The 17,137-nt window shown below is 74.3% G+C and carries 15 protein-coding genes and 2 pseudogenes; 7 read left to right on the top strand and 10 right to left on the bottom strand.

The features are described 5' to 3' along the window. The first annotated feature begins 142 nt into the window (after positions 1-142). Positions 143-1,114, top strand: coding sequence for a DeoR/GlpR family DNA-binding transcription regulator (locus QK440_RS11005; protein WP_282792849.1), 972 nt, complete (start codon positions 143-145; stop codon positions 1,112-1,114). 48 nt (positions 1,115-1,162) lie between these two features. On the opposite strand, the gene QK440_RS11000 is transcribed toward QK440_RS11005, so the two are convergent. The 6 genes from QK440_RS11000 to QK440_RS10975 all read right to left on the bottom strand — a co-directional run bounded on the left by QK440_RS11000 (position 1,163) and on the right by QK440_RS10975 (position 7,201). After that, complete coding sequence (locus tag QK440_RS11000) at positions 1,163-1,720, bottom strand: TetR/AcrR family transcriptional regulator (RefSeq protein WP_282792848.1); 558 nt, start codon at positions 1,718-1,720, stop codon at positions 1,163-1,165. A 441-nt stretch (positions 1,721-2,161) separates the two neighbouring features. After that, complete coding sequence (locus tag QK440_RS10995; RefSeq protein WP_282792847.1) at positions 2,162-3,934, bottom strand: biotin carboxylase N-terminal domain-containing protein; 1,773 nt, start codon at positions 3,932-3,934, stop codon at positions 2,162-2,164. A gap of 456 nt (positions 3,935-4,390) precedes the next feature. Beyond that, positions 4,391-4,999, bottom strand: coding sequence for a nucleoside triphosphate pyrophosphatase (locus QK440_RS10990; protein WP_282792846.1), 609 nt, complete (start codon positions 4,997-4,999; stop codon positions 4,391-4,393). A gap of 24 nt (positions 5,000-5,023) precedes the next feature. After that, positions 5,024-5,152 carry a hypothetical protein gene (locus QK440_RS10985; protein ID WP_282792845.1) on the bottom strand — a complete coding sequence of 43 codons (129 nt, stop codon included), beginning with the start codon at positions 5,150-5,152 and terminating at the stop codon, positions 5,024-5,026. Between the two features lie 77 nt (positions 5,153-5,229). Beyond that, entirely contained in the window at positions 5,230-5,469 is a 240-nt protein-coding gene (locus QK440_RS10980; protein ID WP_282792844.1) for an acyl-CoA carboxylase epsilon subunit, read from the bottom strand. A gap of 76 nt (positions 5,470-5,545) precedes the next feature. Continuing rightward, positions 5,546-7,201: an acyl-CoA carboxylase subunit beta gene (locus tag QK440_RS10975; RefSeq protein WP_282792843.1), complete on the bottom strand. Its 1,656-nt coding sequence runs from the start codon at positions 7,199-7,201 to the stop codon at positions 5,546-5,548. 287 nt (positions 7,202-7,488) lie between these two features. Between QK440_RS10975 and QK440_RS10970 the strand changes: the two genes are divergently transcribed. The 5 genes from QK440_RS10970 to hutH all read left to right on the top strand — a co-directional run bounded on the left by QK440_RS10970 (position 7,489) and on the right by hutH (position 14,167). Continuing rightward, positions 7,489-8,370: a biotin--[acetyl-CoA-carboxylase] ligase gene (locus tag QK440_RS10970; RefSeq protein WP_282792842.1), complete on the top strand. Its 882-nt coding sequence runs from the start codon at positions 7,489-7,491 to the stop codon at positions 8,368-8,370. Between the two features lie 688 nt (positions 8,371-9,058). Then, the gene (locus QK440_RS10965) at positions 9,059-10,303 is read left to right on the top strand and encodes an adenylate/guanylate cyclase domain-containing protein (protein ID WP_282792841.1); all 1,245 of its coding nucleotides are present in this window, start codon (positions 9,059-9,061) and stop codon (positions 10,301-10,303) included. A 128-nt stretch (positions 10,304-10,431) separates the two neighbouring features. After that, the gene (locus tag QK440_RS10960) at positions 10,432-11,226 is read left to right on the top strand and encodes an enoyl-CoA hydratase-related protein (protein ID WP_282792840.1); all 795 of its coding nucleotides are present in this window, start codon (positions 10,432-10,434) and stop codon (positions 11,224-11,226) included. Between the two features lie 99 nt (positions 11,227-11,325). Beyond that, the gene (locus QK440_RS10955; RefSeq protein WP_282792839.1) at positions 11,326-12,465 is read left to right on the top strand and encodes a sensor domain-containing diguanylate cyclase; all 1,140 of its coding nucleotides are present in this window, start codon (positions 11,326-11,328) and stop codon (positions 12,463-12,465) included. Positions 12,466-12,619: 154 nt separating this feature from the next. Beyond that, positions 12,620-14,167, top strand: coding sequence for a histidine ammonia-lyase (gene hutH, locus QK440_RS10950; protein ID WP_282792885.1), 1,548 nt, complete (start codon positions 12,620-12,622; stop codon positions 14,165-14,167). 36 nt (positions 14,168-14,203) lie between these two features. Here the strand turns inward: hutH and QK440_RS10945 are convergent, their stop codons facing one another. The 3 genes and pseudogenes from QK440_RS10945 to QK440_RS10935 all read right to left on the bottom strand — a co-directional run. Then, positions 14,204-15,709, bottom strand: coding sequence for an APC family permease (locus QK440_RS10945; protein ID WP_282792838.1), 1,506 nt, complete (start codon positions 15,707-15,709; stop codon positions 14,204-14,206). Positions 15,710-15,928: 219 nt separating this feature from the next. After that, positions 15,929-16,015, bottom strand: a pseudogene (locus QK440_RS10940) (amine oxidase); the annotation flags it as partial. Between the two features lie 129 nt (positions 16,016-16,144). Then, positions 16,145-16,440 (bottom strand): annotated as a pseudogene (locus QK440_RS10935) (Scr1 family TA system antitoxin-like transcriptional regulator); the annotation flags it as partial. On the opposite strand from QK440_RS10935, the gene QK440_RS10930 reads away from it, so the two are divergent. Next, the gene (locus tag QK440_RS10930; protein ID WP_349239282.1) at positions 16,393-16,749 is read left to right on the top strand and encodes an ATP-binding protein; all 357 of its coding nucleotides are present in this window, start codon (positions 16,393-16,395) and stop codon (positions 16,747-16,749) included. The pseudogene QK440_RS10935 and the gene QK440_RS10930 overlap by 48 nt on opposite strands. 16 nt (positions 16,750-16,765) lie before the next feature. On the opposite strand, the gene QK440_RS10925 is transcribed toward QK440_RS10930, so the two are convergent. Continuing rightward, positions 16,766-17,026 carry a hypothetical protein gene (locus tag QK440_RS10925; RefSeq protein WP_282792837.1) on the bottom strand — a complete coding sequence of 87 codons (261 nt, stop codon included), beginning with the start codon at positions 17,024-17,026 and terminating at the stop codon, positions 16,766-16,768. Between the last annotated feature and the right edge of the window lie 111 nt (positions 17,027-17,137).

The raw sequence follows: 17,137 nt of genomic DNA, 5'->3' as shown, positions 1-17,137 counted from the left end.
GTCACAGCCTGTCGCGGCGCATGCGTCCGGCATAGGCGCCGCGAGTTCCCCTATACCACTCCCACCCCTGTCGTGCGTACAACTTCTGTAATTCGGCGCAAACTGCTGAAAGCAGACGGTCGTTGGGGTTACTGTCAGTTTCGTGTTCGCTGCAGAACGTCGCCAATTGATCCTCGAAATGGTGCGGGCCAACGGAGCGGTGTCGCTCCGTGAGCTCGCCCGCGTCGTCCAGACCTCCGAAGTGACCGTACGGCGGGACGTGCGCGCGCTGGAGGCAGAAGGACTCCTCGACCGCCGGCATGGCGGTGCGGTATTGCCGGGCGGATTCACGCGGGAGTCCGGCTTTCCGCAGAAATCACATCTCGCGTCCGCCGAGAAGACGGCCATCGCCGACCTCGCGGCGGGTCTCGTCGAAGAGGGCGAGGCCATCGTCGTCGGGGCGGGTACGACCACGCAGGAGCTGGCCCGCCGGCTCGCGCGGGTACCCGGCCTGACCGTGGTCACCAACTCGCTGCTGGTGGCCCAGGCCCTCGCCCACGCCAACAGAGTGGAGGTCGTCATGACCGGCGGCACCCTGCGCGGTTCCAACTACGCGCTGGTGGGCAGCGGCGCCGAGCAGTCCCTCCAGGGGCTCCGGGTCTCGCGCGCCTTCCTCTCCGGCAGTGGTCTGACCGCCGAGCGCGGTCTCTCCACGTCCAACATGCTGTCCGCGAGCGTGGACCGGGCGCTCGTGCAGGCGGCGGCGGAGGTCGTGGTCCTCGCCGACCACACCAAGCTCGGCACGGACACGATGTTCCAGACCGTGCCGACGGACGTCATCACCCGGCTCGTCACCGACGATCCGCCCGCCCACGACGACCGCGCGGCCACGGAGCTGCAGGCCCTGGCGGACCAGGGCGTGCAGATCACCGTGGCCGGCGGAGCGGCGGGCCCCGGCCAGGCCCCCGGAGTTGACTCCGTCCCCACGGGCCGCCAGCCCCGCCGGGACGTGCCGCTGCCCGGCCAGCGACGGGGGCACGGGGGCCAGGCGCCGCAGCTTCGCAGCGCGACGGTCCTGGGTGAACAGCAGCCCGGGGAGCGGGCGGCGCGGGTGGCCGACCTGCGCCGCCGGTAGCCTCCGGCGGGGCGGGGCTCCTCGGCGCCCCGCGCCTCCGGGCGGGGGTCAGGCCGAGGGCTCGGCCCTGAGGCCCCGGAGCGTCAGGGTGAGGAGGCGGTCGGCCAGCTCCGGGTCGTGCGGGGACTCCTCGGCGGCCAGCGCGATCGCGTTGGTGAGCTGGAGCAGGTCCTCGATGGCCACGCCCGGGCGGACCGCTCCCGCGGCCTGCGCGCGGCCCAGCAGGGCCGCGCCCGCCTCCCGCATGGGCCGGCTGCACCGCCCCAGCGGGGTGGTGTCGTCCCGCGACACCGACATCAGGGCCCGCGCGAGCCCCCGGTACTCACTCGCGTGCGTGACGAGGGCCCGCAGCCAGGCCACGAGGGCCGCGCACGGCTGCGGGGCGTCGAGCAGTTCCCGCGAGCGGGCGAGCAGGTCGCTCACCGCGTCCTCGAACACGGCGCTCATCAGGGCGTGCCGGTTGGGGAAGTGGCGGTAGAGCGTGCCGATGCCCACGCCCGCGCGGCGGGCCACGTCTTCGAGGGAGGTGTCCGTGCCGTGCTCCGCGAAGGCGGAGCGGGCCTCTTTCAGGAGGCGCTGGCGGTTGCGCTGGGCGTCGGCGCGCATACGTCCTCCTCAGTTGCCGGGGGGCTTGCTTGTTCTTCCCCGCCCGCCCCTTCATCGCGCTTCGCGCTCGTCCTCAAGCGCCGGACGGGCTGTTTCTCTTCTGCGCGTCCGTTGCCTGTATCGCGCTTCGCGCTCGTCCTCAAGCGCCGGACGGGCTGATTCTCCTCCGCGCGTCCGGTGCCTTCACCGCCGCTGCGCGGCTTGTCCTCAAACGCCGGACGGGCTGGAGAACCCGGGCTCGTGCGCCGGACGGGCTGAGAGTAGCGCGTCCAAGGGGGTGACGTCCCCGCCCGCCCGGCCCCGGTAGGGGCGGGCGGGCGGGGGGACATCCGTCGCGGAGCGGCGGATCACCGTCAGGTGGCGACGGCGCCGCGCCGGGCGGGGCACCGAGGCCCGGAGGGCCGAGCCGGGAACGGCCCAGGGCACCCACGCCAGGGGAGATCAGTCCTTGATCTCGCAGATCGGCGCGCCCGACGTGAGGCTCGCGCCCACCTCGGCCTGCAGGCCCTTGATCGTGCCGGAGCGGTGGGCGTTGAGGGGCTGCTCCATCTTCATGGCCTCGAGGACCACGACGAGGTCGCCCTCCTTGACCTCCTGGCCCTCCTCGACCGCGACCTTGACGATCGTGCCCTGCATGGGCGACGCGAGGGTGTCACCGGACGCCGCGGGGCCCGACTTCTTCGCCGCGCGGCGCTTCGGCTTGGCACCGGCCGCGAGGCCCGTACGGGCGAGGGACATGCCCAGGGACGAGGGGAGGGAGACCTCCAGGCGCTTGCCGCCGACCTCGACGACGACCGTCTCGCGGCCCGGCTCCTCGTCCGACTCCCCGTCCGCGGGCGCGGCGAACGGCGGGATGTCGTTGACGAACTCGGTCTCGATCCAGCGCGTGTGAACCTGGAACGGCTCGGTGGAGCCGGTCAGTTCGGGCGCGAACGCCGGGTCGGTGACCGCCTTGCGGTGGAACGGGATGGCCGTGGCCATGCCCTCGACCGTGAACTCCTCCAGGGCGCGCGCGGCCCGCTGGAGCGCCTGCGCACGGGTCGCGCCGGTCACGACCAGCTTGGCGAGGAGCGAGTCCCACGCCGGGCCGATGACCGAGCCGGACTCGACGCCGGCGTCCAGGCGGACACCCGGGCCGGACGGCGGCGCGAAGGTGGTGACGGTACCGGGGGCGGGCAGGAAGTTGCGGCCCGGGTCCTCGCCGTTGATGCGGAACTCGAAGGAGTGGCCGCGCAGTTCCGGGTCGCCGTAGCCGAGCTCCTCGCCGTCGGCGATGCGGAACATCTCGCGGACCAGGTCGATCCCGGAGACCTCCTCGGTGACCGGGTGCTCCACCTGGAGGCGGGTGTTGACCTCCAGGAAGGAGATCGTGCCGTCGAGGCCGACGAGGAACTCGACGGTGCCCGCGCCGACGTAGCCGGCCTCCTTGAGGATGGCCTTGGAGGCGCGGTACAGCTCGGCGTTCTGCTCCCCGGTCAGGAACGGTGCCGGGGCCTCCTCGACGAGCTTCTGGTGGCGGCGCTGGAGGGAGCAGTCGCGGGTGGAGACCACGACGACGTTGCCGTGCTGGTCGGCGAGGCACTGGGTCTCGACGTGGCGCGGCTTGTCCAGGTAGCGCTCCACGAAGCACTCGCCGCGGCCGAAGGCGGCGACGGCCTCGCGCACCGCGGAGTCGTACAGCTCGGGGACCTCGTCGAGGGTGCGGGCGACCTTCAGGCCGCGGCCGCCGCCGCCGAACGCCGCCTTGATGGCGATGGGCAGGCCGTGCTCCTCGGCGAACGCGACGACCTCGTCGGCACCGGAGACCGGGTCCGGGGTGCCCGCGACGAGCGGGGCGCCCGCGCGCTGCGCGATGTGCCGGGCGGCGACCTTGTCGCCCAGGTCGCGGATCGCCTGCGGCGGCGGGCCGATCCAGATCAGGCCCGCGTCCAGGACGGCCTGGGCGAACTCCGCGTTCTCCGACAGGAAGCCGTAGCCCGGGTGGACGGCGTCCGCGCCGGAGTCCTTGGCGGCGGCGAGCACCTTGGCCATGTCGAGATAGCTGGTCGCGGGAGTGTCACCACCAAGGGCGAACGCTTCGTCTGCGGCCCGCACATGCAGCGCGTCCCGGTCGGGGTCCGCGTAGACGGCGACGCTCGCGATCCCGGCATCCCGGCACGCCCGGGCGACCCGGACAGCGATTTCGCCACGGTTGGCGATGAGCACCTTGCGCACGATGGCTCCCTCCTTGAAACAAGCCGAGTTTAGGGACTGCCGACACGAGCTTTCGACCCGTCCCCATTGGTGAGCTTGCCCACACGGAGCGTGATCCGAGGCTCGCTCGACCCCCGAAATCCCTTGTCGCACCGTGGTACGCAGGGTCCCACCAAGGCAGGGTAGTCCTCCGGTGTGGCCAAGGTCTCTGTGCGGCCGTGCTGCGGAGCACCGGGTTTCTTTGTGGAGTCCCTACGAATGGCCCAATGATTCTTTGCCCGTGCCACAGCCTTTGTCCCCTGGTTTACCCATTGGTAGCGTGCCGGTCGTCCCGTAGGTACTACCGGTAACAGCCCTGGGTGGAGGGCGGGTGGAGCGGGCGCCGTGGCACGCGGGCCGGGGGCGCGGCGGGCGCGGCCGTGCCCGCGCCGCCGGAGGGCGGGCGCGCGGGGTGGCCCGGGCGCCCGGTGGAGCGGCTCAGCGCTGCCACAAGTCGGTGATGGCGACGTCCAGTTCCGCGAGCAGGCGGCGCAGCAGCGGCAGTGACAGGCCGATGACGTTGCCGTGGTCGCCGTCGATGCCGTCGACGAACGGGGCCGAGCGGCCGTCGAGGGTGAACGCGCCCGCCACGCGGAGCGGTTCGCCGGTCGCGACGTACGCCGCGATCTCCGCGTCGGAGGGGGTGCCGAAGCGCACCACCGTCGAGGCGGTGGCGGCGGTGTGCCGGCCGGTGGCCGTGTCGTACACGCAGTGGCCGGTCTGCAGGACGCCCGCGCGGCCGCGCATGGACTTCCAGCGGGCGGTGGCCTCCTCGGCGTCGGCGGGCTTGCCGAGGGCCTGGCCGTCCAGCTCCAGGACCGAGTCGCAGCCGATGACCAGGGCGCCCCGGACGTCGGCACGGGCCGCGACCACGGACGCCTTCGCCTCGGCCAGGGCCTTGGCCAGCTCGGCGGGGGTGGGGGCCGAGACCGCGTCCTCGTCGACGCCGCTGACGATCACCTCGGGGGCGAGGCCCGCCTGGCGCAGCAGGCCGAGCCGGGCGGGGGACTGGGAGGCGAGGACGAGGCGGCGGGGCTGATCACTCATGGGCCCAGGGTAGCCGCGGCCCTCTCAGGCCACGCCCAGGACCAGCATGGCCAGCAGCATCGCCACGGCCAGGAGGACGCCCGCGCGGCGCATCTTGGCCTGCATGTCCCGCATGTCCTGGGGCGGGTCGTTCTCCGGGTCGGACCACAGCATGGCTCCGATGGTGCGCGCCGGGCCGGGACGGCGCCTGAGTACGCGTACTCAGGTTCCGCCCCGGCGGGCCGGACCGGTCAGACGGGCCAGTACGTGCGCCCCCACGCCGCGGGGCCCGGCGCGGGCAGCCGCTCGCGGGCGACGCGGGCCGGGTCCGACCAGGCGGCCGGGGTGCGGGGCGCGCCGGACGGCGCCTGCGCGGCCGCCGCGGCGCGCGCCTGGACCACCGCCAGGGCGGCGGCCAGCTCCTCGGGGGTCGGGTTGCCCCGTACGACCTTGATCACGAAGGGACTCCTCGGGGATCGGGGACACGGCATCGGGACACGGCATCGGAACACGGCACCGGGAGTACCGCGTCGAGGACACGGCCCTGCGCGCGGCCGTGCGGCCGGGCTACAGCGGGATGTTGCCGTGCTTCTTCGGAGGCAGTGATTCCCGCTTGGTGCGGAGCTGACGCAGGCCGCGCACGAGGTGCGAGCGCGTCTCGGACGGCATGATCACGGCGTCCACGTAGCCGCGCTCGGCGGCCGTGTACGGGTTCAGGAGCGCGTCCTCGTACTCCTGGATGAGCCGCGCGCGCGTCGCCTCCTCGTCGTCGGCGGCGGCGATGGTGCGGCGGTGCAGGATGTTCACCGCGCCCTGGGCGCCCATCACCGCGATCTGCGCGGTCGGCCAGGCCAGGTTGAGGTCCGCGCCCAGGTGCTTGGAGCCCATCACGTCGTACGCGCCGCCGAAGGCCTTGCGGGTGATCACCGTGATGAGCGGGACCGTCGCCTCCGCGTACGCGTAGATCAGCTTGGCGCCGCGGCGGATGATGCCCTCGTGCTCCTGGCCGACGCCCGGCAGGAAACCCGGCACGTCCACGAAGGTGATCACGGGCACGTTGAAGGCGTCGCAGGTGCGCACGAAGCGCGCGGCCTTCTCGCTGGCGTCGATGTCGAGGCAGCCCGCGAACTGCATCGGCTGGTTGGCGACGATGCCCACCGGGTGGCCCTCGACCCGGCCGAAGCCGGTGAGGATGTTCGGCGCGAACAGCGGCTGGGTCTCGAAGAACTCGGCGTCGTCCAGGACGTGCTCGATGACCGTGTGCATGTCGTACGGCTGGTTGGCGCTGTCCGGCACCAGCACGTCCAGCTCGCGGTCCTCGTCGGTGAGCTCCAGGTCCGCCTCCTCGGGGAAGGCCGGGGGCTCGCTGAGGTTGTTCGACGGCAGGTACGACAGGAGGGACTTGACGTACTCGATGGCGTCCTTCTCGTCGCCCGCCATGTGGTGCGCGACCCCGGACGTCGCGTTGTGCGTCCGGGCGCCGCCCAGCTCCTCGAAGCCGACGTCCTCGCCGGTGACGGTCTTGATGACGTCCGGGCCCGTGATGAACATGTGCGAGGTCCGGTCGACCATCACCGTGAAGTCCGTGATGGCGGGGGAGTACACCGCGCCGCCCGCGCACGGGCCGACGACCAGGGAGATCTGCGGGACCACGCCGGAGGCCAGGGTGTTGCGGCGGAAGATCTCGCCGTACATGCCGAGGGCCATGACGCCCTCCTGGATGCGGGCGCCGCCGGAGTCGTTGATGCCGACGACCGGGCACCCCGTCTTCAGGGCGAAGTCCATGACCTTCACGATCTTCTGGCCGAAGACCTCGCCGAGGGCGCCGCCGAAGACGGTGAAGTCCTGCGAGAACACGGCGACCGGGCGGCCGTCGACCGTGCCGTAGCCGGTGACCACGCCGTCCCCGTACGGACGGTTCGCGTCCAGGCCGAAGTTGGTCGAGCGGTGCCGGGCGAACTCGTCGAGCTCGACGAACGAGCCCTCGTCGAGCAGCAGGTCGATCCGCTCGCGCGCCGTCAGCTTGCCCTTGGCGTGCTGCTTCTCGACCGCGCGCGCGGAGCCCGCGTGCTTCGCCTCCTCGATGCGGCGCTGCAGGTCGGCCAGCTTCCCTGCGGTGGTGTGGATGTCGGCCCCGGGGGCGCCGGGACCGGTGGAACCGGTGGGTGCCGGGGACTCCTGGGGCTGCGCGGTCTGCTGGTGGGGCTCGTGAGGCTCGGACATCGGGACGCGGCTCCCTGCCTGCTCAGAAGGGGACGGTGACGGCCCAGGGGGTGTCCGGCGGGCCGGCACGGCGGCGCGGGCCCCGGCCCGCTCACCGCGCGGCCGGAACGCCCTGGCTGCTGTGCCACGAGGCCGTTCCGGCGGCCGGCGAGCGCACGCGCCGGACGCCGCGCCCCGCCCTGCGCCGACCCGTCGGACACCCCCCGTGGCGCTGGCTACTGACTCGTAGCGTATCGGCGTGGATACGCCTGTGCAGTGCGGCGTTTACCACACCTAGGGTGGCTTGCATGACGCCCTCCCATGCCTCAGACGACGCACAGAACCCCGGGAACACGGCGGGTCGCTGGAGCGACCTGGACCGCCCGCCCCTGAACGCCGCCGCGCTGCGCCGCGCGCTGGTCCGCGATGGCGGGCTCTACCGCTCCCTGGACGTCGTGCAGTCCACCGGCTCCACCAACAACGACCTGGCCGGCCGCGCCGACGCGCTGCCCGAGGGCGCCGTGCTCGTCGCCGAGGAGCAGAGCGCGGCGCGCGGGCGCCTCGACCGCCGGTGGAGCGCGCCCGCGCGCTCGGGCCTGTTCTTCTCCGTCCTCCTCAAGCCCGCGGAGGTGCCCGTCGAGCGCTGGGGGTGGCTGCCGCTGCTCACCGGGGTCGCCGTGGCCACCGGCCTGTCCCGCGCCGCGGGCGTCGACACCGCCCTCAAGTGGCCCAACGACCTGCTGGTCACCGTCGACGGCGAGGAGCGCAAGGCGGGCGGCATCCTCGCCGAGCGCGCGGGCGCGGACGGCGTCGTCGTCGGCATCGGCGTCAACGTCACCCTGCGCGCCGACGAGCTGCCCGTGCCGCACGCGGGCTCCCTCGCCCTCGCGGGCGCCCAGGGCACCGACCGGGACCCGCTCCTGCGGGCCGTGCTGCGCGGCCTGGAGCAGTGGTACGGCGACTGGCGCGCGGCCGGCGGCGACCCGGCGGCCTGCGGGCTCCAGGAGACGTACGCGGCCGGGTGCGCGACCCTGGGGCGCCGGGTGCGGGCCGAGCTGCCCGGGGGGCGCGCGGTCAGCGGCGAGGCGGTGGCCGTCGACGGGGACGGGCGGCTCGTCCTGGCCACGGCGGACGGGGTGCGGGAGCCGGTGGCGGCGGGGGACGTCGTCCATGTGCGGGGCACGGGCTGACGGCCCCCAGCAGGGGCCGCGGCCCCTGGGCCCGGCGTCGGGGGCCGCGGCCCCTGGCCCCGCTTCAGCGGCCTTCGGCCTCGTCCTCAAGCGCCGGACGGGCTCCTTCCCCGCGCTTCCCTCCGTTTCCCGCCGGCGCCCGCGCGCGGGGCCGAGGAGTGGCCGTACCGTCCCGCAGGGCGGCGCCGACGTGAGCTGCGGCACACCTGCCGTAAAGTTGGCGCCGGTCGATATCTGACCGTGGCAGATCGGAAGGGCAGCAGGCGTGACCGTCGACGACACCGGCTCCGGCCAGGGCGCACAGCCCGCCCCCGACGGTGGGCCCCGCCCGGCGGCGCCGTCGGCCGCCGGGGCGGCGGCGTCCGAGAAGCCGGACGACCCTTACCGGCCGGCGGGCCCGGACGGCCCAGGCGGCTCTGACGGCTCCGACGGTGAGGGCGGCCCTGACGGTGAGGGCGGCCCGGGTGAAGGCTCGGGTGAAGGCCCGAGCGAGGAGGACGGCGAGGGCGGCTCCCCGGGTGGCGGGAGCGGCTCCCCGAGCGGTGAGAACCGCCCCGACCCTGCGCACCCCTCCGGCGCCTCGGACGGCCCCGGCCCTGCGCACCGCTCAGGCCCTGCGGACGGCCCCGGCCCCGTGCACCGCCCCGGCCCTGCGCACCGCTCAGGCCCCTCGGACCGCCCCGGCCCCGTGCACCGCCCCCACCCCGAGGACCGCCCGAGCGGCGAGGACCGCACGCCCCGTAAGGACCCCGCGCTCGCGGAGGCCCTCGACCGGACGGCGAACCCCGTCGACTCGCAGCTCTCCGGGGACTCCCGGCGCCCGGGCCGGTACGACGACCGCGGCCAGGTCGACCGCGTCGACCGGGACGGCGGGGACGACGGGGACGACAGGGACCCCCTCGCCCTCCGTCTCGAACAGCTCATCCTCGGCGCCGACCGGCGCTACACCCCCTTCCAGGCGGCCCGCAGCGCGGGCGTCTCCATGGAGCTGGCGTCCCGCTTCTGGCGGGCCATGGGCTTCCCCGACATCGGCCAGGCCAAGGCCCTCACCGAGGCCGACGTCCTCGCGCTGCGCCGCCTCGCGGGTCTCGTCGAGGCGGGGCTGCTCAGCGAGGCCATGGCGGTGCAGGTGGCGCGGTCGACGGGGCAGACCACGGCCCGGCTCGCCGAGTGGCAGATCGACTCGTTCCTGGAAGGGCTCACCGAGCCGCCCGAGCCGGGGATGACCCGTACCGAGGTGACGTACCCCCTCATCGAGCTGCTCCTGCCCGAGCTGGAGGAGTTCCTCGTCTACGTCTGGCGCCGCCAGCTCGCCGCCGCCACCGGCCGGGTGGTGCAGGCCGCCGACGACGAGGAGATGGTCGACCGGCGGCTCGCCGTCGGCTTCGCGGACCTGGTGGGCTTCACGCGGCTGACCCGCCGCATGGAGGAGGAGGAGCTCGGCGAGCTGGTCGAGGCCTTCGAGACCACTGCCGCCGACCTCGTCGCCGCGCACGGCGGGCGGCTCATCAAGACCCTCGGCGACGAGGTGCTCTTCGCCGCCGACGACGCCGGGACCGCCGCGGAGATCGCGCTGCGGCTGATCGAGACCATGGCTAACGACGAGACCATGCCCGAGCTGCGCGTCGGCATCGCCTTCGGCACGGTCACCACGCGCATGGGCGACGTCTTCGGCACCACGGTGAACCTGGCCTCGCGCCTCACCTCGATAGCGCCCCGGGACGCCGTGCTCGTCGACGGGGCGCTCGCCGAGGAACTCACCCGCACCGGGGACGCGCCCGCCTCCGAGACGGAGGCCGCGGCGCTCGCCGAGCGCGCCGAGAAGGAGGGCGAGGAGCCGCCCTCGTACCGCTTCGCGCTCCAGCCCATGTGGCAGCGGCCGGTCCGCGGCCTCGGCGTCGTGGAGCCCTGGCTGCTCACGCGCCGCGGCTGACATCGCGTCCCGTACGTCCGCCCACCCGCCCGGTACCGGTGTCCGCCCGTCCGGTACGGGTACCCAGGGCGCGCCCGGGCTGACATGATCACCGGGTAACGGTCGTTAACCGGGAGTCTGGAGGGGTCATGGGCGAGCAGCGGTTCGGGGAGTTCGTGGGGGTGCGCCGGCACGGCCACGTGGCGGAGCTCGCGCTGGACCGGCCGGGGGCCATGAACGCCGTGTCCAGCGGCATGGCCCGGTCCATCGCCGAGGCCTGCGACGCGCTGGCCGCGGACCGGGACGTACGGGTGGTCGTGCTCACCTCGACCCATGAGCGGGCCTTCTGCGTCGGCGCCGACCTCAAGGAGCGGAACTCCCTCACCGACGCGGAGCTGGTGCGCCAGCGCCCCGTCGCGCGGGCCGCGTACACCGGCGTCCTCGAACTGCCGATGCCGACCATCGCCGCGGTGCACGGCTACGCCCTCGGCGGCGGCTTCGAGCTCGCCCTGTCCTGCGACGTCATCGTGGCCGACGCGACGGCCGTGGTCGGCCTGCCCGAGGTGTCCGTGGGCGTGATCCCGGGCGGGGGCGGCACCCAGCTCCTGCCCCGGCGGGTGGGCGCGGCCCGCGCCGCCGAGCTGATCTTCTCGGCGCGCCGGGTGGAGGCCGCCGAGGCGCGCGAGTTGGGCCTGGTCGACCTGGTCGCGGGCGAGGGCGAGGACCGCGACGAGGCCCTCGCGCTCGCCGCGCGCATGGCGGCCAACTCGCCCGTCGGCCTGCGCGCCGCCAAGCGCGCCCTGCGCCTCGGCCACGGGCTCGACCTGCGCACCGGCCTGGAGGTGGAGGACGCGGCGTGGCGCGCGGTGGCCTTCTCCGGGGACCGGGCCGAGGGCGTGGCGGCCTTCAACGAGAAGCGCAAGCCGGAGTGGCCCGGGGAGTAGGCGGGAGCAGGCCCCGCCGCCCGCCCCCTGCCCGCCGGGCCTTCCTGAACCCCGGCCTCCATTTGCTCATGAAGTATGAAATGTCCGTAACCTGTTCCAATGGGACAGGACGCTCGGCTGCGCGCTGTCGTGGCGCTCGCGCAGGGGATGGCCGCCGCGCACAGCCCGCGCGGGTCCTGGCGGGCGGCCGCGCAGGGGGCCCGGCAGGGGCTCGCCGGGAGCTTCGCCGCGCTGTCCGTGTGGGAGCGGGAGCGCGGGCGCCTGCGCGTGCTCGCGAACGTGGGGGAGCGGGCCCCGGGGGAGGAGGAGTTCCCCCGGGACGAGGCCTACCCCGTCCACGAGTTCCCGGAGATCACCGAGTTCCTGCACGAGCGCTGGGCGGGCGGCGTCGAACCGCACGCCTGGGTGGAGACGGCCCAGGGCCCCGGCGGCGGCGGGCGCGCGGGCTACTGCCACCAGCGGGTGGCCGCGCTGCGCCGGCGCGGGCGCGGCTGCTGCGTGGTGGCGCCGGTGGTGCTGCGCGGGCGGGCCTGGGGCGAGCTGTACGTGGCGCGGCCGGTGGGCGCGCCGGTCTTCGACCGGGCCGACGCGGACTTCGCCACGGTCCTGGCGTCCGTGGTCGCCGCCGGGGTCGCCCAGACCGAGCGCCTGGAGGAGGCCCGCCGCCTCGCCTTCACCGACTCCCTGACCGGGCTCGCCAACCGGCGCGCGGTCGACGTACGTCTGGACGAGGCCGTGGAGCGGCACCGCAGGGAGGGGGTCGTCGTCAGCCTCGTCGTCTGCGACGTGAACGGCCTCAAGCAGGTCAACGACCAGCTCGGGCACGCGGTCGGCGACCGGCTCCTGGAGCGGTTCGGCTCGCTGCTGTCGCTGTGCGGCGCGATGCTGCCGGGCGCGCTGGCGGCGCGCCTCGGGGGCGACGAGTTCTGCCTGCTGTCGGTCGGCCCCCCGTCGGACGTGGTGGTCCGGGTCGCCGAGGAACTGTGCGCGCGGGCGGCCCGGTTGGAGCTGGGCGACGGGGTCGCCTGCGGGGTCGCCTCCACGGGGGACCGGATCGGCCCGGTCCGCTCCGCGCGGCGGCTGTTCCGGCTCGCGGACGCGGCGCAGTACCGCGCGAAGGCCGCGCGGGCGGTGGCGCCGGTGGTGGCGGGCCGCGAGGGCGCGGACGACCCGGTGGTCAGGCTCGCGGACTCCCCGCCCCCGCCGGGGCCGGGTGAGCGAAGGCGCTTCCGCAGATAGCTGGCGGGGGCGCCTTGTGCGGGGTCGATCGGCCTTCGGCCTCGTCCTCAAACGCCGGACGGGCTGGAACCTTCGCCGAGGGAGGCGATGGGGGCCCCGCGGGGAACGACCAGTGACACGGGTCGATTCAGTGCGTACGCTCCTGAATATGGATATGCAGACTGTGGTCGTAGGGACGTCCGGTACCAGCGCACAGGACGTCGTCGCCGTCGCCCGGCACAACGCACGCGTCGAGCTCGGTGACGACGCCGTCGTCGCCCTGACGGCGGCGCGGGAGATCGTCGACGCCCTCGCCGCCAAACCCGACCCGGTGTACGGCGTCTCGACCGGCTTCGGCGCCCTCGCGACCCGGCACATCGGCCACGACCTGCGCGCGCAGCTCCAGCGGAACATCGTCCGCTCGCACGCCGCGGGCATGGGCCCCCGCGTCGAGCGCGAGGTGGTCCGCGCGCTGATGTTCCTGCGCCTGAAGACGGTCTGCTCGGGCCACACCGGGGTGCGCCCGCAGGTCGCGCAGACCATGGCCGACGTGCTGAACGCGGGCATCACCCCGGTCGTCCACGAGTACGGCTCCCTCGGCTGCTCCGGCGACCTCGCGCCGCTCAGCCACTGCGCCCTGACCCTCATGGGCGAGGGCGAGGCCGAGGGCCCCGACGGCACCGTCAGGCCCGCCGCCGAACTGCTCGCCGAGCACGGCATCACCCCGGTCGAGCTGCGCGAGAAGGAGGGTCTCGCGCTGCTCAACGGCACCGACGGCATGCTCGGCATGCTGGTGATGGCCCTCGCCGACCTGGACGTGCTCTACAAGTCCGCCGACATCACCGCCGCCCTCAGCCTGGAGGCCCTGCTCGGCACCGACCGGGTCCTCGCCCCCGAGCTGCACGCCGTCCGCCCGCACCCGGGCCAGGCGGCCGCCGCCGCCAACATGCTGGCCGTGCTCGCCGGTTCCGGCCTCACCGGCCACCACCAGGACGACGCGCCGCGCGTGCAGGACGCGTACTCGGTGCGGTGCGCGCCGCAGGTCGCGGGCGCCGGGCGGGACACGCTCGCGCACGCCCGGACGGTCGCCGAGCGCGAGCTGGCCGCCGCCGTCGACAACCCGGTCGTGCTGCCCGACGGCCGCGTGGAGTCCAACGGCAACTTCCACGGCGCGCCCGTGGCGTACGTCCTGGACTTCCTCGCCGTGGCCGCCGCCGACCTCGGCTCCATCGCCGAGCGGCGCACCGACCGGCTCCTGGACAAGAACCGCTCGCACGGCCTGCCGCCGTTCCTCGCGGACGACCCGGGCGTCGACTCCGGCCTGATGATCGCCCAGTACACGCAGGCCGCCCTGGTCAGCGAGATGAAGCGGCTCGCCGTACCGGCCTCGGCCGACTCCATCCCGTCCTCCGCCATGCAGGAGGACCACGTCTCCATGGGCTGGTCCGCCGCCCGCAAGCTGCGCACGGCCGTCGGCAACCTCGCCCGGATCATCGCCGTCGAGCTGTACGCGGCCACGCGCGCGGTCGAGCTGCGCGCCCAGGACCCGGCGCTCACCCCGGCGCCCGCGAGCCGCGCCGTCATCGAGGCGGTCCGCGCGGCGGGCGTCGCGGGCCCCGGCCCGGACCGCTTCCTGGCGCCGGACCTGGCGGCGGCGGAGGCGTTCGTCCGCGAGGGGCGCCTCGTCGCGGCCGTGGAACCGGTCACGGGCCCGCTGGCCTGAGCCCCCGGCCGGGCCACGGCTCCGGCTCCGGCCCGGTCACGGCTCCGGCTCCGGCTCGCCCGGGGCCGGGCCCCCGCCCGCTGCCCGCCCGTCCCCGGAGCCGTCGTCGGGGAAGTCCTCCCTGATCTCCTTCGGCCCGAACGGCCACACCTTCTCCCGGCGCGCCCAGACCAGGAACGCCACGCACCCGAGCGCGACCCAGGCCAGCGACCACTCGATGGGATGGCGGCCGGGGGAGTTCTCGTTCGCGTACCCGTAGATGACGAGCCAACCGACGAGCGCGACGAGGCTGGGCAGCGGGTACAGCCACATGCGGTACGGGCGCCGCAGCGCGGGCCGCCGCCGGCGCAGCACCGTCAGCGCGAGGATCTGCGCCAGGGCCTGGACCAGGACCATCACCGCGGTCAGGAGCTGGATCAGGGTCGCCAGGTCGGTGTGGCGGCCGAGCAGGAAGCCCGCCGACGTCACCGCGCCCATCGTCGCGAGGCCGAGCACCGGGAAGCGGTGCCGCGGGTGCAGCCGCCCGTACGGGCGGAAGAAGACGCGGTCGCGGGCCGCGTCGTAGGGCACGCGGGAGCCGCCGAGCAGGCCCGCGAAGACGGACGCGAACGCGGTCACCAGGATCAGCACGGTCACGGTGTCCGCGGCGCCCTTGCCCCAGGTCTCCTCCAGGACGGCCGACGCCACGGACGTCGAGGCCACGTCGTCGGGGTCCGTCATGCGGTGCCAGTCGATCACGCCGAGCGTGCCGACCTGGAGCAGCAGGTAGACCGTCATGATGCCGAGGATCGAGAAGACGATCGCGCGGGGCAGGGTGCGCCCCGGGTCCTTGACCTCCGCCCCCAGGTACGCGGCGGTGTTGTAGCCGAGGTAGTCGTAGATGCCGATGGTCAGGCCGCCCGCGAAGCCGGTCCAGAAGTGGTGGCCCGTCACCTCGAAGGCGCCCGCCGGGTACGTGAACGCCATGTCCGCGTCGAAGTGCGTGAGCGAGGCGACGACGACGCACCCCACGGAGGCGACCATCACCACCCACATCACGGCCGTGATCCGCGCGATGTGCTCGATGCCGCGCCACAGCAGCGCGACCACGAGCGCGATGACGCCGAGGCCGACCAGGTCGCCGGTGGTCTGCCCCATGCCGGGCGCGAGATAGCCCAGGTACTGCACGAACCCGACGATCCCCGTGGACATCCCGACGGGGATGAACAGCATCGCCGTCCACACGAACAGAAACGGCATCAGCCGTCCCGTGCGGTACTGGAACGCCTGCCGCAGATACACGTAACTGCCGCCCGAGCCGGGCATGGCCGCGCTCAGCTCCGCCCACACCAGACCGTCGCAGAGCGCGAGCAGCGCCCCCGCGACGAACCCGATGACGGCCTGCGGCCCCCCGAACGCGGCCACCATCAGCGGAATCGTCACGAACGGCCCGATCCCGCACATCTGGCTCATGTTGAGGGCGGTGGCCTGGAACGGCCCGATCCGCCGCACGAACCCGCACCCGGCGGCCGGGGGCGGGCGTTCGCTGGCCCCTGCACTCATCCGCTCATGCTCACCCGGAGGGCAGGGGTACGCCAGAGTGCCGTGGCTTGCCAGGGGAGTTGGGCGGGGTCGCCGTGTCCTACTCGGGCTGGAACGAGCGTTCTACACAGAGCGGGAACAGGTGCCGGGGGTGGCTCTCCCGTACGTACGGGGGTCACGCGCGCCAAGCGCTGTGGAGCGCCGACTGCACGTCTTCCCCGACGCACCCTCGGGCCCATAGCTGTCGGCCGGGTACCGCCCCGTGACCGCCGCTGCCACCGGCATACCGTCCCGCGGCAGCCTCTCGCGGGCATCAACCCAGGTCACGCGAGTTGGTCACCGCCGCCCACCGGCAGACTGCTGCCGCAGCGCACCGAGAAGGGCCCGGAACTGGTCGGCCCCGGTGGTGAGGACGACACCGGGTGCGTCGCTTTCCCGGAGGTGAACCCTCCCGGCCAGCTCCGGCTCTGAGTCCAGGAATTCGGAGCCCTGATGCGTGTCCAGTAGCACGGTGTCGAGTTGCGGAACAGGCTCCATGACGTAGTCCACGGACTGGCCGGAGCCGGGGAAGGAGGCCTGACCGAAGGGGATCACGCGGAAGGTGACGTTGGGGAGTTCGCTCATCTCCAGGAGGTGACGCAACTGGGCTCGAGTGACCGTGGGTCCGCCGAATCCGATGCGGAGTGCCCCTGTCGCTTGATGCGGTGGCTGAGGCGGTGCTCCACCTCGTACTGCCGCAGGGGCGGCACGACTTCGACGATGGCCACCGTATCCCCGACCGAACCCCCGACGTCCGCCCCGGCGTGGTCGTACACCCTCCACCTGCCCCGCGACCCCCGGTCGCCCCGTATCGCCCGGGCCACGCTGCGCGCCGTCCTGGTCGCACACGACCTGCCTGCCCGCCGGGTGTCCCGGGCGCCGAGGCCGACGGCGGCCGGGGGCTCTTCCTCGTCCGCCACTACGCGTACGCGTGGGGCGGGCACCCCGTGGGCGACGGCAAGCTGCTGTGGTTCGAGCTGGCGGCGGCCCGGCCCGCCGACGGCTGGGCGGTGGCGGCGTGACGGCCCCGCGCGTGGCCTAGCGCAGCGCCACGCGCTCGCGTCTCACCCCGTACGCGAGGAACCCCGCCCCGAGCCCCAGGGACGCCGTGCCCCCGACCACGTACGGCGTGGTGTCGACGCCGCCCGAGTCGGCGAGGCGGTCCTCGGAGGCGGCCTGCGTCGCGACGGCGTGGCGCTGCTCCGGGGACGGGGCCGCCTTCGCGGAGGGGACGAACCACAGGGCGCTCAGCAGGGCTCCGGCTGTGGCTGCGGTGAACAGGGTGCGACGTGCGGTCACGGGATGCGGATCCCCCTTGTGCTGCGGGCGAATTGGCCGCTTGGGCGATGCCAATGGGGCGATGCTAATGAAAGGCGCGGGTCGCGCGGAAGTCGAGCCCGCGCATGGTCG

It is taken from the genome of Streptomyces sp. CC224B (assembly GCF_030010595.1).
GTDB lineage: Bacteria > Actinomycetota > Actinomycetes > Streptomycetales > Streptomycetaceae > Streptomyces > Streptomyces longispororuber.
This window is presented reverse-complemented; position numbering and strand designations above follow the sequence as displayed.